This is a genomic window from Streptomyces sp. NPDC059957, assembly GCF_042730015.1.
GTDB lineage: Bacteria > Actinomycetota > Actinomycetes > Streptomycetales > Streptomycetaceae > Streptomyces.
Map to the genome: position 1 here is coordinate 16755 of NZ_JBHWMB010000001.1, position 23757 is coordinate 40511.

Below are 23757 nucleotides of genomic sequence, written 5' to 3' on the forward strand. Positions count from 1 at the left end.
AGGCCGGAAACGGAAGATCGCGCGCAGCCCCGTTTCGCCGACCGAAGAGGTCAGGGCACCCCCGGCCCTCCCGCCGTGCTGTCTTCCTCGCGGGGCATGAGACTGTCTGGTCGTGCCAGAGATGACGGGTGGGTTGGAGTCGGCCTTGGCTGAGGCGTCGTCTCCTTCGTGGACGCAGCGTGCTCGCGCCGGGCGTGACCTCGCTTCCTTCGCCGATGTTCCCGAAGCTGCGGAAGCGCTGGTGGGGCTCCTCCTGGATGGCGAGAACACCGCGGTGACCCGACAGACGGCGGAGGCCCTGGCTCGAATCGGAACGACGGCCGCGGTGAGGCTCATCGCCCTCGCGGTCGTCGAGGCCGACGACAACCAGGCCGACTGGCTGCAGACCGGGGTGCATGACGCCCGCGAGGGACCGGAGGGTCTGCCGGACGTCGCTGCGGTCTGCGGGAATCTCGTCCGGGACCGGGAGGAGCCTGTTCGGCGGGGTGCCGCGGAGATCTCGGCGTGGACAGGCGGCACTGGCCGCTGACTTGAACGGCTCGCCCGTGGGCGCGGACCCGTCCCCCTTGGCCGAAGGGATCGGGGGCCCCCGGTCACCCAGCGGCAGCGTCTGCGTGCGACCGCCGTGCCGCCGCGCGACCTGGCGGACCCCCTTGACGCGCCCCCCGCCCGGGGAGACGCTCCCGGGGCTCGGATCCGTACGGTGCGTTGGGGGGCCGGAATGCCGGAGCAGTCGGAGGGGCGTGTCCAGACGGCGGGGGAGCTGCGGGCACTGCTCGCCGCGCGCGGGGCGCGGTGGTCCGTGAGCGAGCACCTCGCCGACGGGGATCCCGTGCCGCGGCGCGCCCTGGGCCTGGGGGCGAGCACGGCGGCGGCCGTCGAGCTGACCCCCGCCGGGGCCGCGCCGCCGGTGGACCTGCGGAGCCTCGTGGGCCGGGTCAGCGGCAATCCGCACCTCACCCGGCGCAGGGCGGCGCACGGCCTGCTCCCCGGAACCCGCCCCCTCGCCGCCGCCCGCCCCTCCGCCGTGGACTGGCGCAGCCGGTGGGGCCGGCCCTGGCTCACCAAGGTGAAGGACCAGGGGCCGTGCAGCGCCTCCTGGGCGTTCGGGGCGGCCGGCCTGGTGGAGTCGATGGCCCGCATCGAACACCATGTGTGGGCCGAGCGGTCCGAGGGGGACGTGCACGACGGGATGAAGGCCCCCTGCGGGCAGACGGGCAGCCCGGAGGCCGCCCTCGACTGGATCCGGGCCAACGGCGGACTCGCGGACCCGGGCTGCTGGCCGTACTCGCCGCCGCCGCCCGGTACCCCCGTCGACCGCCGGGAGGCCTGGCGGGCGGAGTACACCCCGAGCTGGGACCGCTCCGGCCGGACCGTCCGCATCACCGGGGGCCACGTACGGCTCGGCGACGTGGAACAGCAGAAGGTCTGGCTGGACACGGTGGGCCCGCTGACCGCCTGCTTCGACGTGTACGAGGACTTCTTCGGCCTGGGCTCCGGCGTCTACCACCGCACCAGCGACCGCCTGGCGGGCGGCCACTGCGTCCTGATCACCGGCTACGACGATGCGGCCGGCTGCTGGCTGTTCAAGAACTCCTGGGGCACCGGCCATCACGTGGGCGGCTACGGCCGGATCGCGTACGGCGAGGCGCGGATCGACGACTGGGCGAAGTGCGGGCTGCAGGACACCAACATCGACCCGTGGACCAAGCGCCGCCTGCACACCGGCAACGTCTACGAGAGCGGGAACGGCCGCGCCCACCGCAACTTCGAGCTGGCGGCCCTCGGCGGAGCGAAAGCGGGCTCCTTGAGCCACTGGTGGCGCGAGGGCGACGCCCCCTTCTCCTGGAACCGCGCCCAGAGTTTCGCCTCCGACGCCTCCGGCCAGCCCGCCTTCACGGGGACCACGTACAACCGGAACATGGAGTCCCTGCACGTCACCACCGGGGGCCGGCTCCGCCACTGGTACTACGAGCACTTCGCCGCCGCCTGGCGCGACGGCGGCGCCTTCGGCCCCGGCGACGCCGCGATCGGCTCGACCCCGGCCTTCATCCAGAGCGACTACGGGGTGCCCGGCAACTTCGAGGTGGTCGTCCGCACCGCCGACGGCCGCCTGGGCCACTGGTGGCGGATCAACGGCGCCCCCTGGACCTGGAACGACGGCGGCCGCTTCGCCTCCGGCATCGCGCACTTCGGCCCGGCCCTGGTGCAGACCCGCGCCCGCCACCTCGACCTGGTCGCCACCCGCACCGACGGCCGGATGCAGCTGTGGTGGCGCGACGACCCGAACGGGTTCGTCTGGCGCCCCGGCGAGATCTTCGGGTCCGGCATCACCTCCGCGCCCTGCCTGATCGAGGCGCAGTACGGGGCGGCCGACGAGGACACCGCCGGGAACTACGAGCTGTGCGTGACGGGCGCGGACGGCCGCGTCGAGCACTGGTGGCGCGGCAACGCGGGCGGCGCCGCCTGGCAGCGCTCCGCCGTCTTCGGCCACGACGTGCTGGCGGTCACCGGGATGCTCCAGGGCAGCTTCGGGTTCAACCTGGAGGTGATCGTCCTGCGCACGGACCGCCTGCTGCAGCACTACTGGCGCGACGGCGCCGGCTGGCACGAGGGGGCGGTGATCGGCCCGGCGTAGGCCGTGGCGGGACGCCACAGAGAGGAGTCCGCGTGGAGGTGCGTGAGGTGGTGCTCGCGCCCGGTGGGGCGTACGAGCTGCGGCTCACCGGGCGCGGTGCGCGCGGCTACGTCTGGACCTGGCGGGTGACGGGCGACGCGGACGCCGTCTCGGTGGCGGAGGAGCCGCCGGGGCCACCGGCCGCTGCCGCGCAGGCGCAGGCGCCGGAGCCGGAGCTGCCCGGGGCGACGGTGGAGCGGCTGTACCTCGTACGGGGGCGGGTGGCGGGCCGGGCCAGGATCCGCTTCGCGCAGGTCCGGCCGCCGTATCCGGACGAAGCCGCGTACGACGAGTTCGTGCTGGACGTCACGGTGCGCTGAGGGTCCACATCGTGATCCCGCCCGGGGTCACATGGTGACCGTCTGAGGGTCCACATGGTGACTTCTGTGGTGGTCCACATGATGGACGCCGCCCAGGTTGCACCTCTGTTGTATCTATGCTGTGCGCATGCCACCCGCTCGTACCGCCGGTACCGCCGCTGCCACCGTGACCGCTGCCGAACGCGTCTACCGACACGTCAAGCAGGCCGTGCTCGACCGCCGCTACGAGGGCGGGGTGCTGCTGACCGAGGGCGAGCTGGCGGTCGCCGTCGGGGTGTCGCGCACACCGGTCCGCGAAGCGCTGCTGCGGCTGGAGACCGAGGGGCTGCTGAAGCTGTACCCGAAGAAGGGCGCCCTCGTCCTCGCGGTCTCCGCCCAAGAGATCGCCGATGTCATCGAAACCCGGCTGCTGGTGGAGGAGTTCACCGTCCGCCAGGCCGTGCCCGCCCCGGCCGGACTGCTGGAACGGCTCGCGGAACTGGTCGAGGAGCAGCGCCGCCTCGGCGACGCGGGCGAGCTCGCGGCGATGATGGCCGCCGACCGGGCCTTCCACGCGGAGATCGTGCGCAACGCCGGCAACCAGATCCTCTGCCGCCTCTACGACCAACTGCGCGACCGCCAGCTCCGCATGGGCGTGGCCCTGCTGCACGCGCACCCCGAGCGGGTGGAGCGGACGCTGGCCGAGCACCGGGAGATCCTCGACGCCCTGCGCGCGGGAGACGCCGACACGGCCGCCGCGGCGGTACGGGCCCACGTGAGCCGGGTCGGAGAACTGGTGCGGGGGACCACCCGATGAGCTCCCCGTCCGTCGCCGCCCCTGCTGTGTTCAAGGACCCGCCGGGCGGCCGCAAGGCGGTGCTCGTCTGGTCGATCGGCGTCGCCGTCTACTTCGTGGCGGTCATCTTCCGCACCAGCCTCGGCGTGGCCGGGCTGGAGGCCGCCGACCGCTTCCACGTGAACGCCTCCGCGCTGTCCACGTTCTCCCTGCTCCAGCTCCTCGTCTACGCGGGCATGCAGATACCCGTCGGCCTGATGGTGGACCGGCTCGGCACCAAGAAGGTGCTCACGCTGGGCGCCGTGCTCTTCACCGCGGGCCAGATCGGCTTCGCGCTCTCCCCCTCCTACGGGATGGCCCTGGCGGCCCGCGCCCTGCTGGGCTGCGGGGACGCCATGACCTTCATCTCCGTACTGCGGCTCGGCACCCGCTGGTTCCCGGCCCGCAGGGGCCCGCTGATGGCGCAGCTGGCCGGCCTGGTCGGGATGGCCGGCAACCTGATCTCCACGCTGGTGCTGGCTCCCGTGCTGCACGGGGTCGGCTGGGTGCCCGCGTTCGCGGGCAGCGCGGTGGCGGGGCTGGTGGTCCTGGTCCCGCTCGTGCTGTTCCTGCGCGACCACCCGGAGGGGCACGAGCCCGCGCCCTCGCCGGCGTCCGGCGCGGGTGGCTTCGTACGGCGCCAGATCGCAGACTCCTGGCGCGAGCCGGGCACCAAGCTCGGGCTGTGGGTGCACTTCACGACGCAGTTCCCGGCGATGGTGTTCCTGCTGTTGTGGGGGATGCCCTTCCTCGTCGAGGCCCAGGGGCTGTCCCGGACCACCGCGGGCGGGCTGCTCACGCTGGTCGTCGCCTCGAACATGGCGCTCGGCCTGGTCTACGGCCAGGTCGTCGGCCGGAGGCAGTCCTCCCGGATCCCGCTCGCCCTGGGCACGGTCGCCCTGACCGCCCTCCTCTGGGGCTCGGTCCTGGCCTACCCGGGGGACCACGCGCCGATGTGGCTGCTGATCGCGCTCTGCCTGGTGCTGGGCACGTGCGGGCCGGCGTCGATGATCGGCTTCGACTTCGCCCGCCCCGCCAACCCGGCGGACCGTCAGGGCACGGCCTCCGGAATCACCAACATGGGCGGTTTCATCGCCTCGATGACGACCCTGCTGGTGGTGGGCCTGCTGCTCGACGCCACCGGGGACAACTACCGCATCGCGTTCTCTTCGGTGTTCGCCCTGGAACTCCTGGGCATCGCCCAGATCCTGCGCCTGCGCGGCCGCGCCCTGGCCCGCGAACGCGAACGCGAACGTGAACGTGAACACGAACGGGTAGGGACGGGCGTGCCCCCGCAGTCCGGGGCGGCCGTCCTGCCGGCCCCGGTTCAGGCCGCCACCGCCGTGGCCGCCGCCGGGGCCGGCACCCCCGTCGGCACCCCTGCCGACCCGCGGCCGGTCCGCTGACATCCGGTACCGGCCCGGCATGCGCGTCGGCCCCCGAACCGAGGAGGACGGGACGGCTCGGAGTGGGACAGACCCCCGTCCTTTCCCACCCGTCCGACCGCCTGCTCCACGGAGTCGGGTTCCGGCCAACGCGTGCCGAGCCTATGAGGGCTCCGCGCGGTCGCGTGTGCACTGCGCGCAGGGACCGTTGACAATCCGCGCAGCAGGTTTGACGGCAGCCGGGCAGTCAGCCAGCCGGGCAGCCGGGCAGTCAGCCAGCCGGGCACAGCCAGCCGGGCAGTCAGGGACCTGGGCAGCTAGGCCGTGCCGCCGCCCCCGGTGCCCGCCGAGGTCTCCTCCGCCGCCACGCGGCGGAACTCGCTCGGGCTGGCCCCGTACGTATCGCGGAACAGGCGGCTGAACACCGAGGCGTTGGTGAATCCCCAGCGCAGCGCGACGGTGTGGACGGGGACGGCGAGCTGCCCGGGATCGGCGAGGTCCTCGCGGCAGTGCTGCAGCCGGCGCCGGCGGATCGTGGCCGCGACGCTCTCCCCGCGCTCCCGGAAGAGCAGCTGGAGCCGGCGCAGCGACATGCTGTGCCGGGCGGCGACCACGGAGGGGCTCAGCTCGGGATCGCCGAGGTTGTGCCCGATGAAGGTGTCGATCCGTGCCAGCAGCGCCCGGGTCCGGCTCTCCTCGGACAGCTCGTCCTCGGCTCCGATCTGCCCCGCGAGGCAGGCTCCGGCCAGGTCGAGGGCGACGGAGCCCAACTGCTCCAGCTCGGCGGGCGCACACTCCTCCCCGTGCGCGGCCAGGGAGCGCATGTACTGCGCGAGGATCGCCCCCATCCCCCGGTCGGCGGGGATCCGCTCGGCGAGCAGCCGCTCCACCCGGTCCGACCGCAGGGGGAGCAGCGTGCGGGGCAGCGAGAGGATCACGACGTGGAGCGGCTGGGTGCCGAGGACGCCCGACTCGAACGGGCGGGAGGTGTCCCACAGCACCAGGTCCCCCGAGAAGGGCCCCGAGTCGTGCCGGTTCTGCGCGACCCACGTGGTCCCACTGGTCACCAGCCCCAGCTGGTACTGCTCGGGATCGCTGCTGCGCACGTGCGCCGCCGTGCGCCGGGAGTGCAGCGGGGCGTAGCCGAGCTGCTTCACCTGGACGGAGCCCAGGTCCAGCACGGCGGCCTCCGCCCGGAAGTCCCGGGCGTGCTCACTCTTGATCGCCGTGGACACCAACTCCTGCGCCACCACGTCGGCGAACCAATCGAACCGGTCCGCCGCCGGCACGGCGGCGGACGACATCATCGACCACACCAAGGGTTCTCCGAACCTAAGGAGTGACGGAGAAGTTGGCCAGGATGGCCTCGGCCAGCGCCGGGTCACCCTCCACCTTCACCCGGTCGGCCACGGTGTGCGGACGCACCCGGCCGGCCGCGAGGCGTACGTACGTCTCCCAGTCCAGGGTCAGCGTCACCGCGGGCCCCAGCGAAGGGGCCTTGTCGATGGTGCCGCGGCCCTCCGCGTCGACCCGTACGGTCCGCATGAACTCCAGCGCCCCGTGCACGTCGATGACGACGGCCGAGTTCGCGGGCGCGCCCGCCTTCTTCGCGACCACCTTCGGCAGTCCGGAGAGCAGTACGTCCCTGGCCACGTAGGCACCCGGCGAGTCCCAGTTCCCCGGTGCCCCCAGGGCCGCCCGCAGGTCCTGCTCGTGGATCCACACGTCGAACGCGCGCAGCCGCAGCGAGTGCTCCAGCGTCGCCGGCTCGCCCAGCGGGCCGCGGATCATCGTGTCCGGTTCCCGCTTCTCGTTCCGCAGCTGGCGGGAGCGGCGGATGATCGTGTACTCCAGCTCGGAGGTCATCTCGGGCGCCGTGTGGTGGCGCCGCACGTCGACCTGCACCTCCATGTACCGGGAGAACTCGTCGACCACGTGCCGCAGGTCCCGCGGCAGGGTGTGGATCGGCCGCGGGTCGCCCAGCTGCTCGCACTCGATCCCGATGACGTGGGACACGACATCGCGCACGGACCAGTTCGGGCAGGGCGTCGCCCGGCTCCACTCGCCTTCCGTCAGCGGAAGGACCAGCTCGGATATCGCCTCGATGGAGTGGGTCCACGCGTCGGCATAGGGCTGAAGGCTGGGATGCGGATGGACGGTCAACGGGACCCCTCGCGTGCTGTTCATTGGCCTGTTGGCGCGTTGGCGCATGTGGCGGGTTCTGGAAGCTTGTGCAATGGCTTCAAAACTACGCTGCCGGTGAGCACCCCGGCAGTGCTTTCGTGTGACGATCGTAGGCCCGAGTTGACGGCTTGAAAGCCAGGACGGTGGTACTGTGCGCGCTTCCCTGATCCAAATCGCGGTGAATGAGGGGGAGTCGGTGGTTTCCCGCCGCTCCCGGGCCGCCGACCTCGTGCGCGAGCAGTCCGGCTCGGACCTCGTGGTCCTGCCCGAGCTGTGGACCGTGGGCGCCTTCGCCTACGAGCAGTTCGAGACAGAGGCCGAGCCGCTGGACGGACCGACCTACGGGGCCATGGCCGCGGCGGCCCGCGACGCCGGGGTCTGGCTGCACGCCGGCTCCTTCGTGGAGCGCGCGGGCGACGGCTCGCTCTACAACACCGCACTCGTCCTCTCCCCGACGGGCGAGCTCGCCGCCACGTACCGCAAGATTCACCGCTTCGGCTTCGACCAGGGCGAGGCCGTCCTGATGTCCGCGGGCGAGTCCCTGACCACCGTCGCCCTGCCGGAGCAGACCCTGGGACTGGCCACCTGCTACGACCTGCGCTTCCCGGAGCTGTTCCGCGGCCTGGTCGACGCCGGGGCGACGACGCTGGTCGTCTCCGCGGGCTGGCCGGCCCGCCGCCGGGGCCACTGGACGCTGCTGAACCGGGCGCGCGCCGTCGAGGACCAGTCGTACGTCCTCGCGTGCGGGACGGCCGGCACCAACGGGGGCGTGGAACAGGCCGGCCACAGCCTGGTCGTGGACCCGTGGGGCGAGGTCCTCGCGGAGGCGGGCCCGGGGGAGGAGATCCTGACGGTGGACCTCGACCCGAAGAAGGTCGCCGAAACCCGCGAGCAGTTCCCGGCCCTGAAGGACCGCCGTCTCGGCCTCTGAGCCCGTCGGAGGGCCCGCACCACCTGCGTGCTTTAGTCGCCCGGAGCCCTCGGAGGCCGAGGACGAGAGCACGGACGGGGTGCGGGCCATGACGGACGTGAAGGCAGACGAGAGACGGTGGTTCCGTCGGCGATCGTCCTGCTGCCGGCCGCCTGGGCCGATCCGCGCCGCAGCCCGGCCCTCGCCTGGGCGTTCGCCGCACTCGCCGTCATGGTGACCGCGGTGGCGCTGACCGCCGGGGGCTGGCTGGCGTACAACGCCCATCTGAGGCCTTCGTACACGCTGACCGGGGCTACTCGTCGCCCGGGCCCTCCCGCTCCTTCTCCGCCATCCGGATCACGCACACCGCGACGGCGATCAGCAGCGAGGCGTCGGCGTCCTCGCGGACCACGTGCACGGCGTACGTCTCGCGGATCCGGTACCACTGCCGGGAGATCAGGGCGAGCAGCTCACCCTCGTACTCGACCTTGAACTCCCGGTCCAGGATCCGCCCGCTGACATCGAGCTCGGTGCCCTCGTTGAGAGTGACCAGGTAGTGGTTGCGCAGCAGGGAGAGCCGCTTCTTCCGGATCACCGCGAGCCGCCGCTCGTCGCGCTCCAGCGTCATCGCGTCGCGCAACGCGAAGAGCTTCTCCCGCAGCGTGATCAGGATCCGCCCGTCGGGGTCCTTCAGCTCCAGGGTGTCCCGGAACCGCAGGGCCTTCCCGTCCACGAGGAAGGCGTGCCGGCCGTCCTCGTCCTCGATCCAGTAGTCGTCCCCGATGGCCAGCATTTTGTCCCGTACCAGGTATTTCACGCCCTCATCGCTGCCCGCGATAGGTTCCGGTCATGCCACTTCTCTACGTGACCGACCTGGCGTACCCGGCGCGCGGGCGCCGCTACGGCGACGAGGACGTCTTCCTCACCGCACGCCTGCGCGAGCACTTCCCGCTGGCCCTCTGCCACCCCCTGGACGCGGAGGCCCTCCTCCCGTCCTTCGACACGGTCGTCGTCCGCAACAGTGGCCCGGTCCTCCACCACCAGCAGGCCTACGACTCCTTCCGCGCGGCCGCCCTCGCCGCCGGCACCCGCGTCTACAACCCCCTGACGGGCCGCGGCGACATGGCGGGCAAGCAGTACCTGGTGGACCTGACCACGTCCGGCCACCCGGTCATCCCGACGGTCGACGACCCGGCGCACCTGTCCCTCCTCCCGGCGTCCCCCACCTACGCGGTGAAGCCGAAACAAGGAGCGGACTCGATAGGCCTGACCTTCACCCCGCACCCGGACTGCGCCCCGGGGGAGTTCCTGATCCAGCCGCGCATCGACTTCGCCTACGAAGTCTCCTTCTACTTCGTGGACGACAGCTTCCAGTACGCCCTGTACGCCCCCGACCCGGCCCGCCGCTGGGAGCTGGTCCCGTACGAGCCCACCCCGGCGGACCTGTCCTTCGCGCGCACCTTCATCGACTGGAACACCCTCACCCACGGCATCCAGCGCGTGGACGCCTGCCGCGCCCCCTCGGGCGAGCTCCTCCTGGTCGAACTGGAGGACCTCAACCCGTACCTCTCCCTGGACCTCCTCCCCACCGAGACCCAGGACGCCTTCGTCACCGCCCTGGTCCGCTCCCTCCACAGCTTCGGAACCTCTTAGCCCCGCGCACTGGCGGCGACGGCCCGCCGGGCCACGTAGCGGAGCAGGGCCCAGATCGCCGAGGCGTTGATCAGGGCGCTGACCAGGACCGCCTACTCATCCTGCGCCGCGCTGCGTACCTGGTCAGAGCCGTGCACGCGGCGCCGGAGGGAGCGCGGGAGATAACGCTTGGGTCACGGTCGGAGGCCGCGTGCAGCAGTCGGGGAGCGGGCTCCGTCAGGTAGGCCGGGGGAGCCAAGGGGGCTTCGGGAGGGGTGCAGATGCCCAAGAGGCACGGGCCGGGTGGCCATGCGAACCGCTGACGTTCCCGCCTTCACGGCCTTCGTGCAGGCACGGTCCTCGGCATTGTTCAGGACCGCTCTGCTGATCACCGGCGAGCGGCACGTGGCCGACGACCTGGTGCAGTCCACGCTGGAGCAGGTGTGCCGGCACTGGCGCAAGGTCCGCTCCGCCGACGCGCCGGAGGCCTATGCGCGCCGGATCCTGGTGAACCTCGCGAACGACCGCTGGCGCAAGCTGCGCGGGCGTGCGGAAGTCCCCCTGGACGACGGCATCGGGGGCGGGCACGTCGATCCGTACAAAGGGCTCGTGGTCCGCGACGAGTTGATGCGCGAACTGCAGTCCCTGCCGGTCGGCATGCGCACCGTACTGGTGCTGCGGTACTTCGAAGACCTCGACGACGCGGAGATCGGCCGCTTGATGAACATCTCGGCCGGCTCGGTCCGGTCCCAGGTGGCCCGGGGCCTGTCGAAGCTCCGGTCGACCGTCGGTACACAGGCACTGCGCGCAGGTTCGGAAGGGGCGTCATGAAGGACTTCGACCTGGAGGAGGAGCTGGCCGCGGCCATGCTCGACCGTGCGGGCCAGGAACCGCCGCGCGGCTACGACGTGGACGGCCTCATCGGGCGGGTACGGCAGCGCCGGCGCCGCCTGCAGACGGGTGCGGTGGCGGCCGCGGTGATCGTGGCCCTGGGGGCCGGCTTCGTCGTCCAGGAGGGCAGGGACCGCACCTCGACACCCGCGCCGGCGGCGACCGTGCCGAGCCCGGACATGCCCCCCACCCCCTCCGTGCCCGTCGAACGGCCCCCGGTCGACCTGGCGCGGGCGATGAACACCCTGTTCCTCTCCGCCCTGCGCTACCAGAACCCGGCCACCCGCTCACAGGTGGATCCGGCCGAGGTGGCGGCACTGTTCTCCAACGAGCCCAATTACCGGCGGATCTGGGGCGCCGACTCGCTCGGCGTGACCTGCGGTACCGCGGTCGACGGCGTGCTGCTGCCGGGCCGGGTCCTGCTGTACCGGGGGACCGAACCGCTCGACCGGACCCCTTCCGTCACCTTTGACGCGACCACGGGGAAGGTGGTCGAGCTGACCTGCGCGACGAGCTCCGGAGACGGCAAGGGCGGTGACCCGACCGTGTCCGGCTTCTACGGCGGACTGGTGACGGCCGCCAAGTCCGGTGACTCCGCGGCACCGGAGACTCTCGGGAAACAGTTCGTGACCGAGCACCTTCGATCCGCCCAGGGTCCGGACGCCGGCACCTGCTCCTTCACCACACCCCCCTTCTGGCTCGCCGACAACCCCGCGTCCGGAACCCTCACCCACGGATGGACCGTGAACCTCGGCGGCGCCTCCGCCTTCCCGGTCGAAATCGACGAGACCGGGAAGATCGCCAGATCCTGCGGCGGATGAGCCGCCCCGCCGGCCGCCACTGAGCCGGCGTACGCCCTGAGCAGGTGCTTCGTGCGGGCGTGATCCTGCGTTCACAGGCGGATGGCAAGCTTGAAGCATGAACGATGCTGCCCCGGCGCCCACCCCCGCGCCCGCACCCCGTCGCGCCCGAGTCCGTGCCCCCGAGCTGATCGGCAAGGGCGGCTGGCTCAACACGGGTGGGAAGGGTCTGACCCTCGCCGACCTGCGAGGACGGATCACGATCCTCGATTTCTGGACTTTTTGCTGCGTGAACTGCCTGCACGTGCTCGACGAGTTGCGCGAGCTGGAGGAGAAGCACCGCGACACCGTCGTGATCGTCGGGGTGCACTCGCCGAAGTTCGTGCACGAGGCCGAGCACTCCGCCGTCGTCGACGCCGTCGAGCGGTACGGGGTGCACCACCCCGTGCTCGACGATCCCGAGCTCGCGACCTGGAAGCAGTACGCCGTCCGCGCCTGGCCCACGCTCGTGGTGATCGACCCCGAGGGGTACGTCGTCGCGCAGCACGCCGGCGAGGGGCACGCGCACGCCATCGCGAAGCTCGTGGAGGAGCTGGAGGCCGAGCACGAGGCCAAGGGGACGCTGCGGCGCGGGGACGGGCCGTACGTGGCGCCCGAGCCGGTGGCGGGCGACCTGCGGTTCCCCGGGAAGGCGCTCGTGCTGCCCTCCGGGAACCTGCTCGTCTCCGATACGACCCGGCACCAGCTGGTGGAGCTGGCCCCCGACGGGGAGAGCGTCGTACGGCGCGTCGGCGGGGGCGAGCGCGGGTTCGGGCCGGAGGCCTTCAGCGAGCCCCAGGGGCTGGCGCTGCTGCCCGACGGGTCCGTGGTGGTCGCCGACACCGTCAATCACGCGCTGCGGCGCTTCGACCCCGTGACCGGGGCCGTGGAAACCGTCGCCGGGACCGGGCGGCAGTGGTGGCAGGGGTCGCCGACCTCGGGGCCGGCCCTCGAAGTCGACCTGTCCTCGCCGTGGGACGTGGCCTGGTGGCAGGGCCGGGTGTGGATCGCCATGGCGGGCGTCCACCAGCTGTGGACCTGGGACCCGGAGAGCGGCACCGTGGCCGTCGCCGCGGGGACGACCAACGAGGGGCTGCACGACGGGCCGGCCGCCGAGGCCTGGTTCGCGCAGCCGTCCGGGCTCGCGGCCACGGAGGACCGGCTGTGGATCGCCGACTCCGAGACCAGTGCGCTCCGGTACGTCGAGGTGGGCGAGGGCGGCTATGAGATCCGCACCGCCGTCGGCAGCGGGCTCTTCGACTTCGGGCACCGGGACGGCGACGCCGCCCAGGCGCTGCTGCAGCACCCGCTCGGCGTCACCGCGCTGCCCGACGGCTCGGTCGCGGTGTGCGACACGTACAACCACGCCCTGCGGCGCTACGACCCGGCGAACGGGCAGGTCACCACCCTCGCCACCGATCTGCGCGAGCCCAGCGACGCCGTGCTCGTCGGGGACGACATCGTGGTCGTGGAGTCCGCCCGGCACCGGCTGACCCGGCTGCGGCTTCCCGAGGAGGCCGTACGGGTGGACGCGGTCGCCCACCGCACGCAGCGGGCCGCCACCGACGTGGCCCCCGGCACGCTCCGGCTCGACATCGTCTTCCAGGCGCCGTCCGGCCAGAAGCTCGACACCCGTTACGGGCCTTCGACCCGGCTGCTGGTCTCCTCGACGCCGCCCGAGCTGCTGACCGCGGGGGAGGGGGCCGGGACCGACCTGTTCCGGGAGCTCGCGCTGAACCCGGAGCTGACCGGGGGCGTCCTGCACGTCTCCGCGATGGCCGCCTCCTGCGACGACGACCCCGAGAACGAGTACCCGGCCTGCCACGTCCACCAGCAGGACTGGGGGGTCCCGGTCAACATCACCTCCGGCGGCGCGACCCGCCTGCCGCTGGTCCTGGCGGGGATGGACGACGAAGCTCCGCCTCAACCCACTTGCCCCGCGGGGGGAGACCCCCCGGCGGCCACGGTCACGACGGCGTGATGACGCGGGCTCAGTTCGCCAGGAACGCCAGCATCACGTTGGCCAGGAGGTACGGGTCGTCCGCGCCGCACAGTTCGCGGGCGCTGTGCATCGACAGGATGGCCACGCCGATGTCGACCGTCTGGATGCCGTGGCGGGCGGCGGTGATCGGGCCGATCGTCGTGCCGCACGGCATCGAGTTGTTGGAGACGAAGGTCTGCCACGGGACGCCGGCGCGCTCGCAGGCGCTCACGAACACGGCGCGGCCGCTGCCGTCGGTCGCGTAGCGCTGGTTGACGTTGACCTTCAGGATCGGGCCGCCGTTGGCGCGCGGGTGGTGCGTGGGGTCGTGCCGCTCCGCGTAGTTGGGGTGCACGGCGTGGCCGGTGTCCGAGGAGAGGCAGATGGCGCCGGCGAAGGCCCGCGCGCGGTCCTCGTAGGAGCCGCCGCGCGAGAAGACTGAACGTTCCAGCACGTTGCCCAGCAGGGGGCCGTCCGCGCCGGTGTCCGACTGCGAGCCGTTCTCCTCGTGGTCGAAGGCGGCCAGGACGGGGATGTGGTCGAGCGTGCCGGCCGTGGAGGCCGCCACGAGCGCCGCGACGCCCGCGTGGACCGAGAGCAGGTTGTCCATGCGCGGGCCCGCGAGGAGCTCGCGGTCGCGGCCCAGGTAGGCCGGGGGCTCGATCGAATGGACCATCAGGTCCCAGCCGGCCACGGAGCCGCGCTCCAGGCCTTCCTCGTCTTCCAGGAAGGCGATCAGGTCGCCTTCGTGGACGTCGCCGAGGCCCCAGATCGGCTGCATGTGCCGCTGCTTGTCCAGCTTGAGCCCGTCGGTGTTCACCGACCGGTCCAGGTGCACGGCGAGTTGGGGTACGCGCATCAGCGCACGGTCGATGTTGACGAGCCGTTCGGTGCCGTCGAGCAGGGTCAGGCGTCCGGCCAGGCCCAGGTCGCGGTCGAGCCAGGTGTTCAGCAGGGTGCCGCCGTAGATCTCCACGGCGATCTGCCGCCAGCCCTGGGCGCCGGTGTCGGGCAGCGGCTTGACCCGGAGGTTGGGGGAGTCGGTGTGCGCGCCGATGATCCTGAACGGGGTGTGCGCGGCGGCGCCTTCGGGCACGTACCAGGCGATGATCGCGCCCCCGCGGAGTACGAACTTGCCTCCCGTGCTCGCGTCCCAAGCGTCGGTCTCGGCCAACTGCCTGAATCCGGCCTTCTCCAGCCGCTCGGCCGCGTTGGCCACGGCGTGGTACTGCGACGGACTCGCCGCCAGGAAGGTCATCAGGTCGTCGGTGTGGCCGCGGTCGAAGCGGGCGGCGGGAGAGCTCATGTAGTTCACCTTAACGACGGTCGTGTTCGTCATGGCCGGACTGCGGCGGATAGCCGGAGTAAGGGCGGCGGGGTGTGTGTCCCGGGCCCCCGGTGCTTGTCAGCCCGGCGGACGGTCGAAGCGGCGCTGCAGTTGTCTGCGCTCGCCCCGGCGGATGCGCGGGAGCATTTCCGGGGTCTGCGCGGAGCGCTGCGCGCGCCTCTTGCGTCCGGCGCAGAAGATACAGGCCTCACCGGGAGGGGCGTCGGGGTCGATGGGTGCGCCGGGATGCTCGGAGCACCCGGAGGCGTTGCGCGGCCGGGACAGCTCGCGGGCCACGATGAAGGCCCGGTGCAGGTCGTCGGCCATGGCGACGAAGTCGTCGGGGGGCGAGGACAGGCTCAGGTGGAAGCGCCGCTCCTCGACCGTGCGCAGGCGGGTCTGGAGCGCCTGGAGCGTGTACGGGGGCTCGGGCACGGGATAGCCGAGCCGGCGCTGCTCGCCGGCGGGCGGGGTGGCGGCGGACGCGGCGCGGACGCCCTGCGCGCGCAGTCCGAGGCGGCGCCGGTCGTTGCAGATCAGGCAGCGCCCCCAGCCGTCGGGCGCCTCGGGGTCCAGCGCGCCGTTGGGGTGTTCCGGGCAGCCGGTGTAGCTCTTGGCGGGCGCGAGCCCGGCGGCGGTCTGGAAGGCGGTGTAGAGGGCGTCGGCCACCGATTCGTACTCGGTGGGGTGGGCGCCCTCGTAGAGCTCCTTGAGGTGGTCTCCGAGGCTGCCCACGGCGGACTGCAGCTCTTTGAGGGCATAGGGCCGCCCGGTCGGGACCGAGTACCCCCTGCTGCCGCGCTGCTGCTCCTGTGGACTCATACCCACGAGCGTCCCACGAACCACCGACATCCCGGGAACCCCCCAGCCCACAGGCGGTACGGGGCCCTGGCAGAGGCCCCCCGCGCGCACGCCGACGGCCGGGCCCCCGTGCGGAGGACCCGGCCGACTGCGCGTACGTACACCGCGTACAGCTGGGGAGGAGGGGGACCGGGCCTAGAAGGCGGCCTCGTCGAGCTCCATCAGGGTGTTGTCGACGGACTCGGCGAGCGCGCGGGCCACCGAGACGCCGGGCAGGATCTGGGAGGCGAAGAACTTCGCCGCCGCGATCTTGCCGGTGTAGAACGGCACGTCCTTGGCGGAGGCGCCTGCCAGCTTCTCGGCGGCGACGGCCGCGCCCTTGAGGAGCAGGTAGCCGACGACCACGTCACCGGAGGCCATCAGCAGGCGGGTGGTGTTCTGGCCGACCTTGTAGATGTTCTTGACGTCCTCGCCGGTGGCGGTGAGGTCCACGATCATCTGGCCGACGATGGCCTCCAGGTCGACGGCCGCCTTGGCGAGCGCGTCGCGGGCCGGGGCGAGGTCCTCGCCGCCGGGGCCCTCGGCCAGGAACTTCTTCATCGTCTCGGAGAGGACGTTGAGGGAAGCACCCTGGTCGCGGACGATCTTCCGGAAGAAGAAGTCCTGGCCCTGGATGGCCGTGGTGCCCTCGTAGAGGGTGTCGATCTTGGCGTCGCGGATGTACTGCTCGATCGGGTATTCCTGCAGGTAGCCCGAGCCGCCGAAGGTCTGGAGCGACTGCGCGAGCTGCTCGTAGGACTTCTCGGAGCCGTAGCCCTTCACGATCGGCAGGAGCAGGTCGTTCAGCCCGACCAGGGACGCGGCGTCCTCGCCGGCGGCCTGCTTGACCTGGATCTCGTCCTGGATCGAGGCGGTGTACAGCACCAGGGCGCGCATGCCCTCGGCGTACGCCTTCTGCGTCATGAGCGAGCGGCGCACGTCGGGGTGGTGCGTGATGGTGACCTTGGGGGCGGCCTTGTCCATGAACTCGGCCAGGTCCGGACCCTGCACGCGCTCCTTGGCGTACTCCAGCGCGTTCAGGTAGCCGGTCGACAGGGTCGCGATGGCCTTCGTGCCGACCATCATCCGGGCGAACTCGATGATCATGAACATCTGGCGGATGCCGTCGTGCTTGTCACCGATCAGCCAGCCCTTGGCGGGGTGCTGGTCGCCGAAGGTCATCTCGCACGTGTTGGAGGCCTTGAGGCCCATCTTGTGCTCGACGTTCGTCGCGTAGACGCCGTTGCGCTCGCCCAGCTCGCCGGTCTCCCAGTCGAAGTGGAACTTCGGGACCAGGAAGAGGGACAGGCCCTTGGTGCCCGGGCCGTGGCCCTCGGGGCGCGCGAGGACGTAGTGGAGGATGTTCTCCTCCATGTCGTGCTCGCCCGAGGTGATGAAGCGCTTGACGCCCTCGATGTGCCAGGAGCCGTCGTCCTGCTGGACGGCCTTGGTGCGGCCGGCGCCGACGTCCGAGCCGGCGTCCGGCTCGGTGAGGACCATGGTGGAGCCCCAGCGCTTCTCGACCGCGAGCGCGGCGATCTTCTTCTGGACCTCGTTGCCCTCTTCGAAGAGGACGCCGGCGAACGCCGGGCCGGAGGAGTACATCCACACGGCCGGGTTCGCACCCAGGATCGTCTCGGCGAAGGCCCAGATCAGGGAGCGGGGCGAGGTGGTGCCGCCGATCTCCTCGGGCAGGCCCAGGCGCCAGTACTCGGAGTCCATGAAGGCCTTGTAGCTCTTCTTGAAGGACGCCGGGACGGGCGCGGTGTTCGTGGCCGGGTCGAAGACCGGCGGGTTGCGGTCGGCGTCCTCGAAGGAGGCGGCCAGCTCGTTCTCGGAGAGCTTGGCGATCTCGCTGAGGATCGTCTTGGCGGTCTCGGTGTCCATCTCACCGAACGGGCCAGTGCCGTACACGTTGTCGCGGCCGAGTACCTCGAAGAGGTTGAACTCGATGTCGCGGAGATTCGACTTGTAGTGCCCCATGGCGACGGCTCCGTTAAGGCTCGGTGAGAGTGGTTCCTCGTGCATACCAATCGGTAACGTAATGATGCTACCCGCCGGTAATAAGGGCAACCCTTCCGTGGTGACTGTGACCAGGGTCAAGTTCGAGCTCGCACCAGACGGTCTTGCTCCCGGGTCCCCGGATGACGCCCCATTGCAGCGCGAGCGCGTCGAGCAGGGCTAGGCCCCGGCCGGATTCCTCGTCTGTCGCCGCCTCCCGCGGTACGGGCCATGCGCGCGGGTCGGGGTCGGTGAGCTCGACCCGCGTACGGGCTGCCCTTCCGGTGACCCGCAGCGTGACGGCCGTGCCGTGGCCCAGGTGGGCGAGGGCGTTGGTCAGCAGCTCGCTGACGCAGAGCTCGGCGTCGTGGCTCCCGAGGTGTTCCCGCACTGCGTGGCGGGCCAGCGGGACGGCACCGGGGGTGGCGATGAGGTGGAGCGTGAGGTCGCTGTTCATGGGGTGCCCGCCAGGGCTTCGGCCAGGCGCTGCGCGGTGGCGGCGTTGCAGTTGCCGAGGGCGATGAGGGGTGGGCTCGTGTAGCGCCCGGCGTAGGAGAGGAGGTGGAGGTCGAGGGAGGGGAGGACGATTCCGTGTCCGGCGAGTGCGGAGCGGAGGTTGTCCAGGGCCTGGGTCGCCTCGTGGTCGTGGGGGTGGTCGCTCATGGCGGAGCCGGCCTTTCGCAGCGGGGAGTGACGAACTGCTCACAGGCTGGCGTGGCCGGGCGTAGCGTGGGAAGGGTTTCCAGTCCACAGCGCGAAGTGTGGAAAGCAGGCTCTGACGGTGGGTACGAGCAAGGACATTGACGGCTCGGCGAGCGTGCCGGCGTTCTACGGCAAGGAGTTGCGCTGGCGCCGCGAGGCGGCGGGGCTCACGCTTCAACAGGCCGTCGAGGGCAGCTTCTACGGGGTCAGCTACCTGAGCGAGATCGAGCGCGGTCAGCGGCGCATGCCGGTGGATCTGGCGCAGCATGTTGATCAGGTGCTGCGGACGGACGGCTTCTTCGCGCGCGGCTGCGAGGACGTCCGTAACGCGAAGCAGGGTGCGCACGCGGGGTATTTCGCACCGGTAGCGGAAGCCGAGCTGCGGGCGCAGACGATTGAGGAGTGGTGCAACGCGCTCATTCCGGGGCTGCTCCAGACCGAGGCGTACGCTCGCGCGGTCATTCACGCCACCCATCCGTTGGACCTCCCTGAGGAAGTGGACGCGAAGATCAGCATGCGCTTGCGACGGGCCAAGCTCTTCGATGAACCGAAGAGGCCGGAGTACTGGGCTGTCCTGCACGAGTCGCTGGTGCGGAATCCGCTTCTCCCGCCAGCCGAGATGGCCGAGCAACTGGACCAGATCGCTGCCCTGGCAAGGCGAAGGCGCATCGTTCCACAGATCCTTCTGTGGAACGCGCCGACCCGGCCCTTCATGGAGCTGTCGCTCATGTTCATGGAATTCGATGACGAGCCGCCGCTGATGTACACGGAGGGGCCGTACCACGGCCAGACGGTCGACGATCCGGCCCTCGTGAAGCACTACCGCAAGGCATACGATCGGCTCAGGGCCGCCGCACTGCCGCCGGAGGCGTCCCTCGCGATGATCGAGGATGCGGCTGAGGACTACCGAAATGGCAAGCACCAACGCTGACTTGCGTACGGCCAACTGGCGCAAGAGCAGCTACAGCAACGGCGACGGCGGTAACTGCGTCGAGGTCGCTGACGGGCTCCCCGGCCTCGTCCCCGTCCGGGACTCCAAAGTGCAGGGCGGCCCCATCCTCATGATCGGGGCCACCGCATGGACGGGGTTCGTCGCGGGGCTGAAGTCCCACTGACCGGAACTCGTCGTCCCGGCGGGCCACCGCCTCGGTAGGCTTCGGGCCATGTACGGCTACGACCAGAACGTGAGCGCGGGGCAGCAGGGCGGCTACGCCCAGCCCCAGCAGGGCTACGCGCAGCAGCAGCCTCAGCAGCCGCTGTACCCGGAGCCCTCGCCGCCCTCCCTCGCGGACGCGGTTCGCGCCTTCACGACCGGGTCGCTGTCCGCCGAGGACTTCCAGCAGATCTTCGCCTCCTCGAAGGTCTACTGCCCGCGCGGCGACACCCCGGGATTCCTCGCGCTGCACAACACGCAGCAGCCGGTCATCCCGATGTTCACCACGCTCAAGGAGCTGCGCCGGTACGCCGGCAAGGAGTCCAAGTACTTCGTGATCACCGGTGCCGAGGTGATCGACCTGCTGCCCACCGGCTACGGCTTCGTCCTCGACATGGAGGGCGACCACCGGATGGTCTTCGACGCGAAGGCGGTCGAACAGATGGTCGACTTCGCCATGCGCCGCATGTACGGCTAGGCACACGAGGCCCGGGGGGCTCACATGCTGCGCGTGCACTTCGAGGCCGAGGACCTGCTCAACGTCACCTTCGCGAGCGAGCCGCTGCCCCTGGTGGAGCTGGCCCTCGCGCTGGTCGCCGCGCAGCGTACGGACCAGCAGGCGGTTTTCGGCCGTTGGCGGAGCCTCGCCGCGCGGGAGCTGCCGGGGCGGGTGCGGCCGCTGTTCGATCTCCTCCGCCCCGACGGCGACAACCCCCACTTCGTGGAGCCGTACGCCCGGAGCCTGGAGGAGGGCCTCACCGTCATCCGGGACCGGGTCCCCTTCCTCACGCCGGAGGGGCTGGCCCGCGCGGCGACCCGTGCGCCCGGGTCCCCGTCCTGGCTGCGCGCCCTGTGGGGGCAGGACCGGGAGGCCTGGGACCAGCTCGACTCCGCGATCCGGTCCGCGTACGACGTGCTCATCGCCCCGCACTGGCCGCGCATCCGGCAGTCATTCCAAGCGGACGTGGCCTGGCGGACCCGGCTGCTGGCCGCGCACGGGATCAAGGCCTGCCTGGCGAGCACCCACCCGGCGGCCGACTGGTCCGGCCTGGTCTTCGAGGTGGGCCGGCCGCCGGACTACGAGGTCCGGCTCGGCGGGCGCGGGCTCGTCCTGATGCCCTCGCCGTTCTGGACGGGCCGCCCGCTGCTCGACGACCACCCGGACGGGACGTACGTACTCCTCTACCCGGCGCTGACCCCCCTGCCCCTGGTCTCCCCGGACCGGGCGGACGGCGCGCTGGACGCGCTGCTGGGGCGGACCAGGGCGGCCGTGCTCCAGCTGCTGATCGAGCAGCGGACCACCTCCGAGCTGGCCCGCGACCTCGACATCAGCCTTCCGTCGGTCTCGGAGCACACCCGCACCCTGCGCGCTGCGGGCCTGATCACCACGGCGCGGGACGGCAAGGCGGTCCTGCACTCCGCGACGGCCCTGGGCGTGGACCTCCTCCACAGCGGCGGCTGAGCGCAGGTTTCGGCGGTGCCCGAAAGGATCGCGGGGTCAGGTGCCGAGGGCCGAGAGTGGAAGCAGCGGGGAGCCGGGTAGTACGGGGGGGCTCCCCGCTCCCTTCCTCTCCCTCAAAGCGCCTTGACGGGGTGCCTGCCACGTTCGCGCCAGTGTCACATTCTTGTCATGACACCCAGCGAAACTGCTCTCTATGCCGTGCCAGACTGGGAGTTGAAACCTGAGTCCGGCGAAAGCAGCCCGTTTTCCGCAGCCCGCTGGCCCAGTTGGAATCGGCTGTGCGCTTCCAGGCGCGCGGAAACCTCGGTGATCATGCGCCGCTCAGTTCGGAGGGAGATGCCCAATTTGCGGGCCGCGGCTTCGTCGGTGAGTCCGTCGGCGAGAAGGCGGAGAAGTTCTCTTTCCTGCGGGGAGACGGCGCTGACGTCCCGGGTCCGCTTCGGCTGGGCGATGGGCGCGGCCGCCTCCCACACCTGTCGGAAGAAGGCGTACAGGGCGGCGACTATGCCCGGTTCCTCAACGAAGATCGCGCCCTGGGAACTGTCCTCGTGATTGATCGGAATGAGAGCCGAGCGCCGGTCGAAGATCTGGAGCCGGAGAGGCAGTACGGGAACCGTGCGCGTTTCGGCGCCGTTTTCGGCCAGCCAAAGGGCGTGTTCCAGGCTTCCCGGGTCGTTTCGAACACTGTCAAGGTAAATGGTCTTCATGACCACCGAGCGCGAGAGGAGGGACTGTGCCAGGGGTCGACTGGCCGCCCGGTTCTCCGCGGTCTGCGGACCACCGGGGGCGAACGCCAGGGTCTCCGTGGTCGTGGCCGCGACCAGCTCGTCCATCCGCTCCCGGACCGCTTCGACGCTGGCCAGCCGCTCGAACGCCTCCCCCCGGCCGTACGAGTACTCGACCGCGTACTCGTTGGCCAGGCGCGCCGCTACCGCCCGGAGCTCTTCCATCTCGTGCTGCTGCTTCGCCAGCTCCGCCTGCTTCTGGGACAGGACGGCTTGGAACACCTTCTCGGGGTTCATCGGCATGAGGGTGTCGGGGTCCTGCCACGACCGCCGTATGAGGGCCAGGTCGGCAAGAACGTCGAGGCAGTTCTTCACCTCGGAGTCCGTGATGTCCAGGGCTGCGGAAATATCCGCAATGGTGATCCCGGGGCGGCGCAGCAGCAGTAGGTATACCGGTTCGACTGCTTTGTCCAGGTGGACATTCTTCAACATCAATCCCCCCCAGAGAGTGTGTCGGCCAAAGTGTATAGGCCATCGATTGTCGGTCGGGGAGCCCCGCTGGGCAAGTCCAAGTCACCCGAAATGCGGTATTTACGCCTAGGGGTTCTCTATGTACATGGTTCACGTGGTGGCCACGTGCGCCGCGCATCAGTCGCTCAAGGAGCCGGAGGTGCTGATGCGGGCATTGCAGCGGGCCGACGAGGCCCGGGGGTGGCTGGAGCACGCCCGGATTCACCCATCACGGGGCGGGGCAAAGGTGGTGCTTTTCCTCATCGGCCCCGACTCGCGCGCAGCGCGGCAGTACGGCCGTGAGCTCTTCCGGCGGGCCGTGAGTAACGAGCCGGCGCTGGACACGTGGGCACTCGCGGAGTGCGATCTCCTTCCCGTGGCGTGACGTCGGCCGAACAGCCGGCCGACACGGTTGTGTCATGGATCGTTTATGCCACCGCGTGCCTCTGGATTTGCCGATGCGCACGGAAAGCATGGGGTCTGTCAACACGGAGCTTTCCTCATGGGGGTACTTGTCGTGCGTTTCGGTCTTCGACTTCTTGCCGCAGCGGCTCTGGGCGCCATGGTGTTCCTCGGGATCGGCCAAGGCGTCTCCCCGTCGACCGATCAGCCGGCGGTCGCCTCGGTCACCGCGCCCACGCCCACCCCGACGACTTTCAACGACGTCGGCTGGCAGTAGAGGCGCCGGCAGAGGCGCCACCAGAAGCGACAGCAGAAGCGACAGCAGAAGCGACAGCAGAAGCGACAGCAGGAGCGACAGTGCGAACGGCCCGCCGGCGGCGGGCCGTTTTCTGCGTTCCGGTCCCGTAATCCCAGGCATGAACCGGTCACAAGCAGATTGTGCCAGGCCGGATCTCTGGTCCGGCCCTTCTCGGTCGGCAAGGATCGAAACATCGAAAGGGGCGGCCGCGGTTTTGAACTCGGGGCTTCCCGGCCGATATCCGGTTGTTCAATCATGTCAATAGGAGCAATGGAATGACGCAGACCGCCGTAACCACGTTCACCGCTCAGCAGGTCGCCGAGGCCGAGAAGGCGGCGCAGACCCTGGAGGCTCTCGTGGCGCGCCTCGGTTCCGACGAGTCGTTCGCCGCGGCTCTGAAGGACAAGCCCCGCAAGACGCTTGCCGACGCCGGCATCGTCATCGAGAAGGAGTCCATGGAGTCGCTCATGCTCGTCGACGCCGAGCGCTTCGACCGGGCGTGTGAGCTCCTCTTCGACCTGGTCGACTCGGACTTCCTCATCACGATGTCCTCGCCGTCCTGCGGCTGAATCAGAAATCCCGGCGTGCTTCGGCTACGTGATTCTTCATAAGAACTGAGCCGCTACTCGCCTCCGGCCGGGGCGCAAGAGGCGACATCTCCGTCGTCCTTGCGCCCCCGGCCTTCTCTCTGGGTGAAGAGGTTT

At 70.9% G+C, this 23757-nt stretch carries 26 protein-coding genes; 17 read left to right on the plus strand and 9 right to left on the minus strand.

All coding sequences use genetic code 11. The features are described from left to right. Nucleotides 1-121: 121 nt before the first annotated feature. From ACFWBW_RS00090 to ACFWBW_RS00110, 5 genes are all read left to right on the plus strand, one after another. Nucleotides 122-529, plus strand: coding sequence for a HEAT repeat domain-containing protein (locus ACFWBW_RS00090; RefSeq protein ID WP_385367452.1), 408 nt, complete (start codon nt 122-124; stop codon nt 527-529). Between the two features lie 192 nt (nt 530-721). After that, nucleotides 722-2638 (plus strand): C1 family peptidase, encoded by a 1917-nt coding sequence (locus ACFWBW_RS00095; RefSeq protein WP_385367039.1) that lies wholly within the window; start codon nt 722-724, stop codon nt 2636-2638. A gap of 32 nt (nt 2639-2670) precedes the next feature. Beyond that, nucleotides 2671-2997, plus strand: coding sequence for a hypothetical protein (locus ACFWBW_RS00100; protein ID WP_385367041.1), 327 nt, complete (start codon nt 2671-2673; stop codon nt 2995-2997). A gap of 127 nt (nt 2998-3124) precedes the next feature. Then, entirely contained in the window at nt 3125-3793 is a 669-nt protein-coding gene (locus ACFWBW_RS00105) for a GntR family transcriptional regulator (RefSeq protein ID WP_385367043.1), read from the plus strand. Beyond that, nucleotides 3790-5217 carry a nitrate/nitrite transporter gene (locus tag ACFWBW_RS00110; RefSeq protein WP_385367045.1) on the plus strand — a complete coding sequence of 476 codons (1428 nt, stop codon included), beginning with the start codon at nt 3790-3792 and terminating at the stop codon, nt 5215-5217. Before ACFWBW_RS00105 ends, ACFWBW_RS00110 begins: the two co-directional genes overlap by 4 nt. Nucleotides 5218-5513: 296 nt before the next feature. Here ACFWBW_RS00110 and ACFWBW_RS00115 read toward each other — a convergent pair whose 3' ends face one another. After that, nucleotides 5514-6503 carry a helix-turn-helix domain-containing protein gene (locus tag ACFWBW_RS00115; RefSeq protein ID WP_385367047.1) on the minus strand — a complete coding sequence of 330 codons (990 nt, stop codon included), beginning with the start codon at nt 6501-6503 and terminating at the stop codon, nt 5514-5516. Nucleotides 6504-6528: 25 nt separating this feature from the next. Continuing rightward, a complete protein-coding gene (locus tag ACFWBW_RS00120; protein WP_385367049.1) occupies nt 6529-7359 on the minus strand; it encodes a maleylpyruvate isomerase family mycothiol-dependent enzyme in 831 nt (276 codons plus the stop codon). A 172-nt stretch (nt 7360-7531) separates the two neighbouring features. Between ACFWBW_RS00120 and ACFWBW_RS00125 the strand changes: the two genes are divergently transcribed. Then, nucleotides 7532-8311 carry a carbon-nitrogen family hydrolase gene (locus tag ACFWBW_RS00125; protein ID WP_385367051.1) on the plus strand — a complete coding sequence of 260 codons (780 nt, stop codon included), beginning with the start codon at nt 7532-7534 and terminating at the stop codon, nt 8309-8311. A 292-nt stretch (nt 8312-8603) separates the two neighbouring features. Here the strand turns inward: ACFWBW_RS00125 and ACFWBW_RS00130 are convergent, their stop codons facing one another. Further along, nucleotides 8604-9107 (minus strand): LURP-one-related/scramblase family protein, encoded by a 504-nt coding sequence (locus tag ACFWBW_RS00130; protein WP_385367053.1) that lies wholly within the window; start codon nt 9105-9107, stop codon nt 8604-8606. 32 nt (nt 9108-9139) lie between these two features. Here ACFWBW_RS00130 and ACFWBW_RS00135 point away from each other — a divergent pair, with 32 nt between their 5' ends. The 4 genes from ACFWBW_RS00135 (at nt 9140) to ACFWBW_RS00150 (ending at nt 13633) form a co-directional block, all read left to right on the plus strand. After that, complete coding sequence (locus ACFWBW_RS00135) at nt 9140-9943, plus strand: hypothetical protein (protein ID WP_385367054.1); 804 nt, start codon at nt 9140-9142, stop codon at nt 9941-9943. Between the two features lie 288 nt (nt 9944-10231). Then, the gene (locus ACFWBW_RS00140; RefSeq protein WP_385367056.1) at nt 10232-10753 is read left to right on the plus strand and encodes a SigE family RNA polymerase sigma factor; all 522 of its coding nucleotides are present in this window, start codon (nt 10232-10234) and stop codon (nt 10751-10753) included. Beyond that, nucleotides 10750-11634 (plus strand): hypothetical protein, encoded by an 885-nt coding sequence (locus ACFWBW_RS00145; RefSeq protein ID WP_385367058.1) that lies wholly within the window; start codon nt 10750-10752, stop codon nt 11632-11634. The genes ACFWBW_RS00140 and ACFWBW_RS00145 overlap by 4 nt, the downstream gene beginning before the upstream one ends. A gap of 97 nt (nt 11635-11731) precedes the next feature. Further along, on the plus strand, nt 11732-13633 hold the full coding sequence (locus ACFWBW_RS00150) for an NHL domain-containing thioredoxin family protein (protein ID WP_385367060.1): 1902 nt from the start codon (nt 11732-11734) through the stop codon (nt 13631-13633). A gap of 10 nt (nt 13634-13643) precedes the next feature. Here ACFWBW_RS00150 and ACFWBW_RS00155 read toward each other — a convergent pair whose 3' ends face one another. From ACFWBW_RS00155 to ACFWBW_RS00175, 5 genes are all read right to left on the minus strand, one after another. Further along, nucleotides 13644-14939: a M18 family aminopeptidase gene (locus ACFWBW_RS00155; RefSeq protein WP_385367062.1), complete on the minus strand. Its 1296-nt coding sequence runs from the start codon at nt 14937-14939 to the stop codon at nt 13644-13646. Between the two features lie 99 nt (nt 14940-15038). Continuing rightward, nucleotides 15039-15782, minus strand: a complete 744-nt coding sequence (locus tag ACFWBW_RS00160; RefSeq protein WP_385367064.1) for a hypothetical protein — start codon at nt 15780-15782, stop codon at nt 15039-15041. 174 nt (nt 15783-15956) lie between these two features. Further along, nucleotides 15957-17783: an acyl-CoA dehydrogenase gene (locus tag ACFWBW_RS00165; protein WP_385367453.1), complete on the minus strand. Its 1827-nt coding sequence runs from the start codon at nt 17781-17783 to the stop codon at nt 15957-15959. Between the two features lie 67 nt (nt 17784-17850). Further along, on the minus strand, nt 17851-18258 hold the full coding sequence (locus ACFWBW_RS00170; protein ID WP_385367066.1) for an ATP-binding protein: 408 nt from the start codon (nt 18256-18258) through the stop codon (nt 17851-17853). Next, nucleotides 18255-18464, minus strand: a complete 210-nt coding sequence (locus ACFWBW_RS00175) for a hypothetical protein (protein WP_385367068.1) — start codon at nt 18462-18464, stop codon at nt 18255-18257. Before ACFWBW_RS00175 ends, ACFWBW_RS00170 begins: the two co-directional genes overlap by 4 nt. Before the next feature lie 118 nt (nt 18465-18582). Between ACFWBW_RS00175 and ACFWBW_RS00180 the strand changes: the two genes are divergently transcribed. From ACFWBW_RS00180 to ACFWBW_RS00195, 4 genes are read left to right on the plus strand one after another with little or no spacing between them, the layout of a single operon-like run. Next, the gene (locus ACFWBW_RS00180) at nt 18583-19434 is read left to right on the plus strand and encodes a helix-turn-helix transcriptional regulator (RefSeq protein ID WP_385367070.1); all 852 of its coding nucleotides are present in this window, start codon (nt 18583-18585) and stop codon (nt 19432-19434) included. Then, complete coding sequence (locus ACFWBW_RS00185; RefSeq protein ID WP_385367072.1) at nt 19415-19618, plus strand: DUF397 domain-containing protein; 204 nt, start codon at nt 19415-19417, stop codon at nt 19616-19618. Before ACFWBW_RS00180 ends, ACFWBW_RS00185 begins: the two co-directional genes overlap by 20 nt. 48 nt (nt 19619-19666) lie before the next feature. Next, nucleotides 19667-20134, plus strand: a complete 468-nt coding sequence (locus ACFWBW_RS00190; protein WP_243330916.1) for an SseB family protein — start codon at nt 19667-19669, stop codon at nt 20132-20134. Nucleotides 20135-20158: 24 nt separating this feature from the next. Continuing rightward, nucleotides 20159-21118 (plus strand): helix-turn-helix domain-containing protein, encoded by a 960-nt coding sequence (locus tag ACFWBW_RS00195; RefSeq protein ID WP_385367074.1) that lies wholly within the window; start codon nt 20159-20161, stop codon nt 21116-21118. A 191-nt stretch (nt 21119-21309) separates the two neighbouring features. On the opposite strand, the gene ACFWBW_RS00200 is transcribed toward ACFWBW_RS00195, so the two are convergent. Beyond that, nucleotides 21310-22335, minus strand: coding sequence for a LuxR C-terminal-related transcriptional regulator (locus tag ACFWBW_RS00200; RefSeq protein ID WP_385367076.1), 1026 nt, complete (start codon nt 22333-22335; stop codon nt 21310-21312). Nucleotides 22336-22459: 124 nt separating this feature from the next. On the opposite strand from ACFWBW_RS00200, the gene ACFWBW_RS00205 reads away from it, so the two are divergent. The 3 genes from ACFWBW_RS00205 to ACFWBW_RS00215 all read left to right on the plus strand — a co-directional run bounded on the left by ACFWBW_RS00205 (nt 22460) and on the right by ACFWBW_RS00215 (nt 23622). Beyond that, entirely contained in the window at nt 22460-22738 is a 279-nt protein-coding gene (locus ACFWBW_RS00205; protein WP_385367078.1) for a hypothetical protein, read from the plus strand. A 117-nt stretch (nt 22739-22855) separates the two neighbouring features. After that, a complete protein-coding gene (locus tag ACFWBW_RS00210; RefSeq protein WP_385367080.1) occupies nt 22856-23032 on the plus strand; it encodes a hypothetical protein in 177 nt (58 codons plus the stop codon). Nucleotides 23033-23328: 296 nt separating this feature from the next. Continuing rightward, the gene (locus ACFWBW_RS00215) at nt 23329-23622 is read left to right on the plus strand and encodes a hypothetical protein (protein WP_385367082.1); all 294 of its coding nucleotides are present in this window, start codon (nt 23329-23331) and stop codon (nt 23620-23622) included. The last annotated feature ends 135 nt before the right edge of the window (nt 23623-23757 follow it).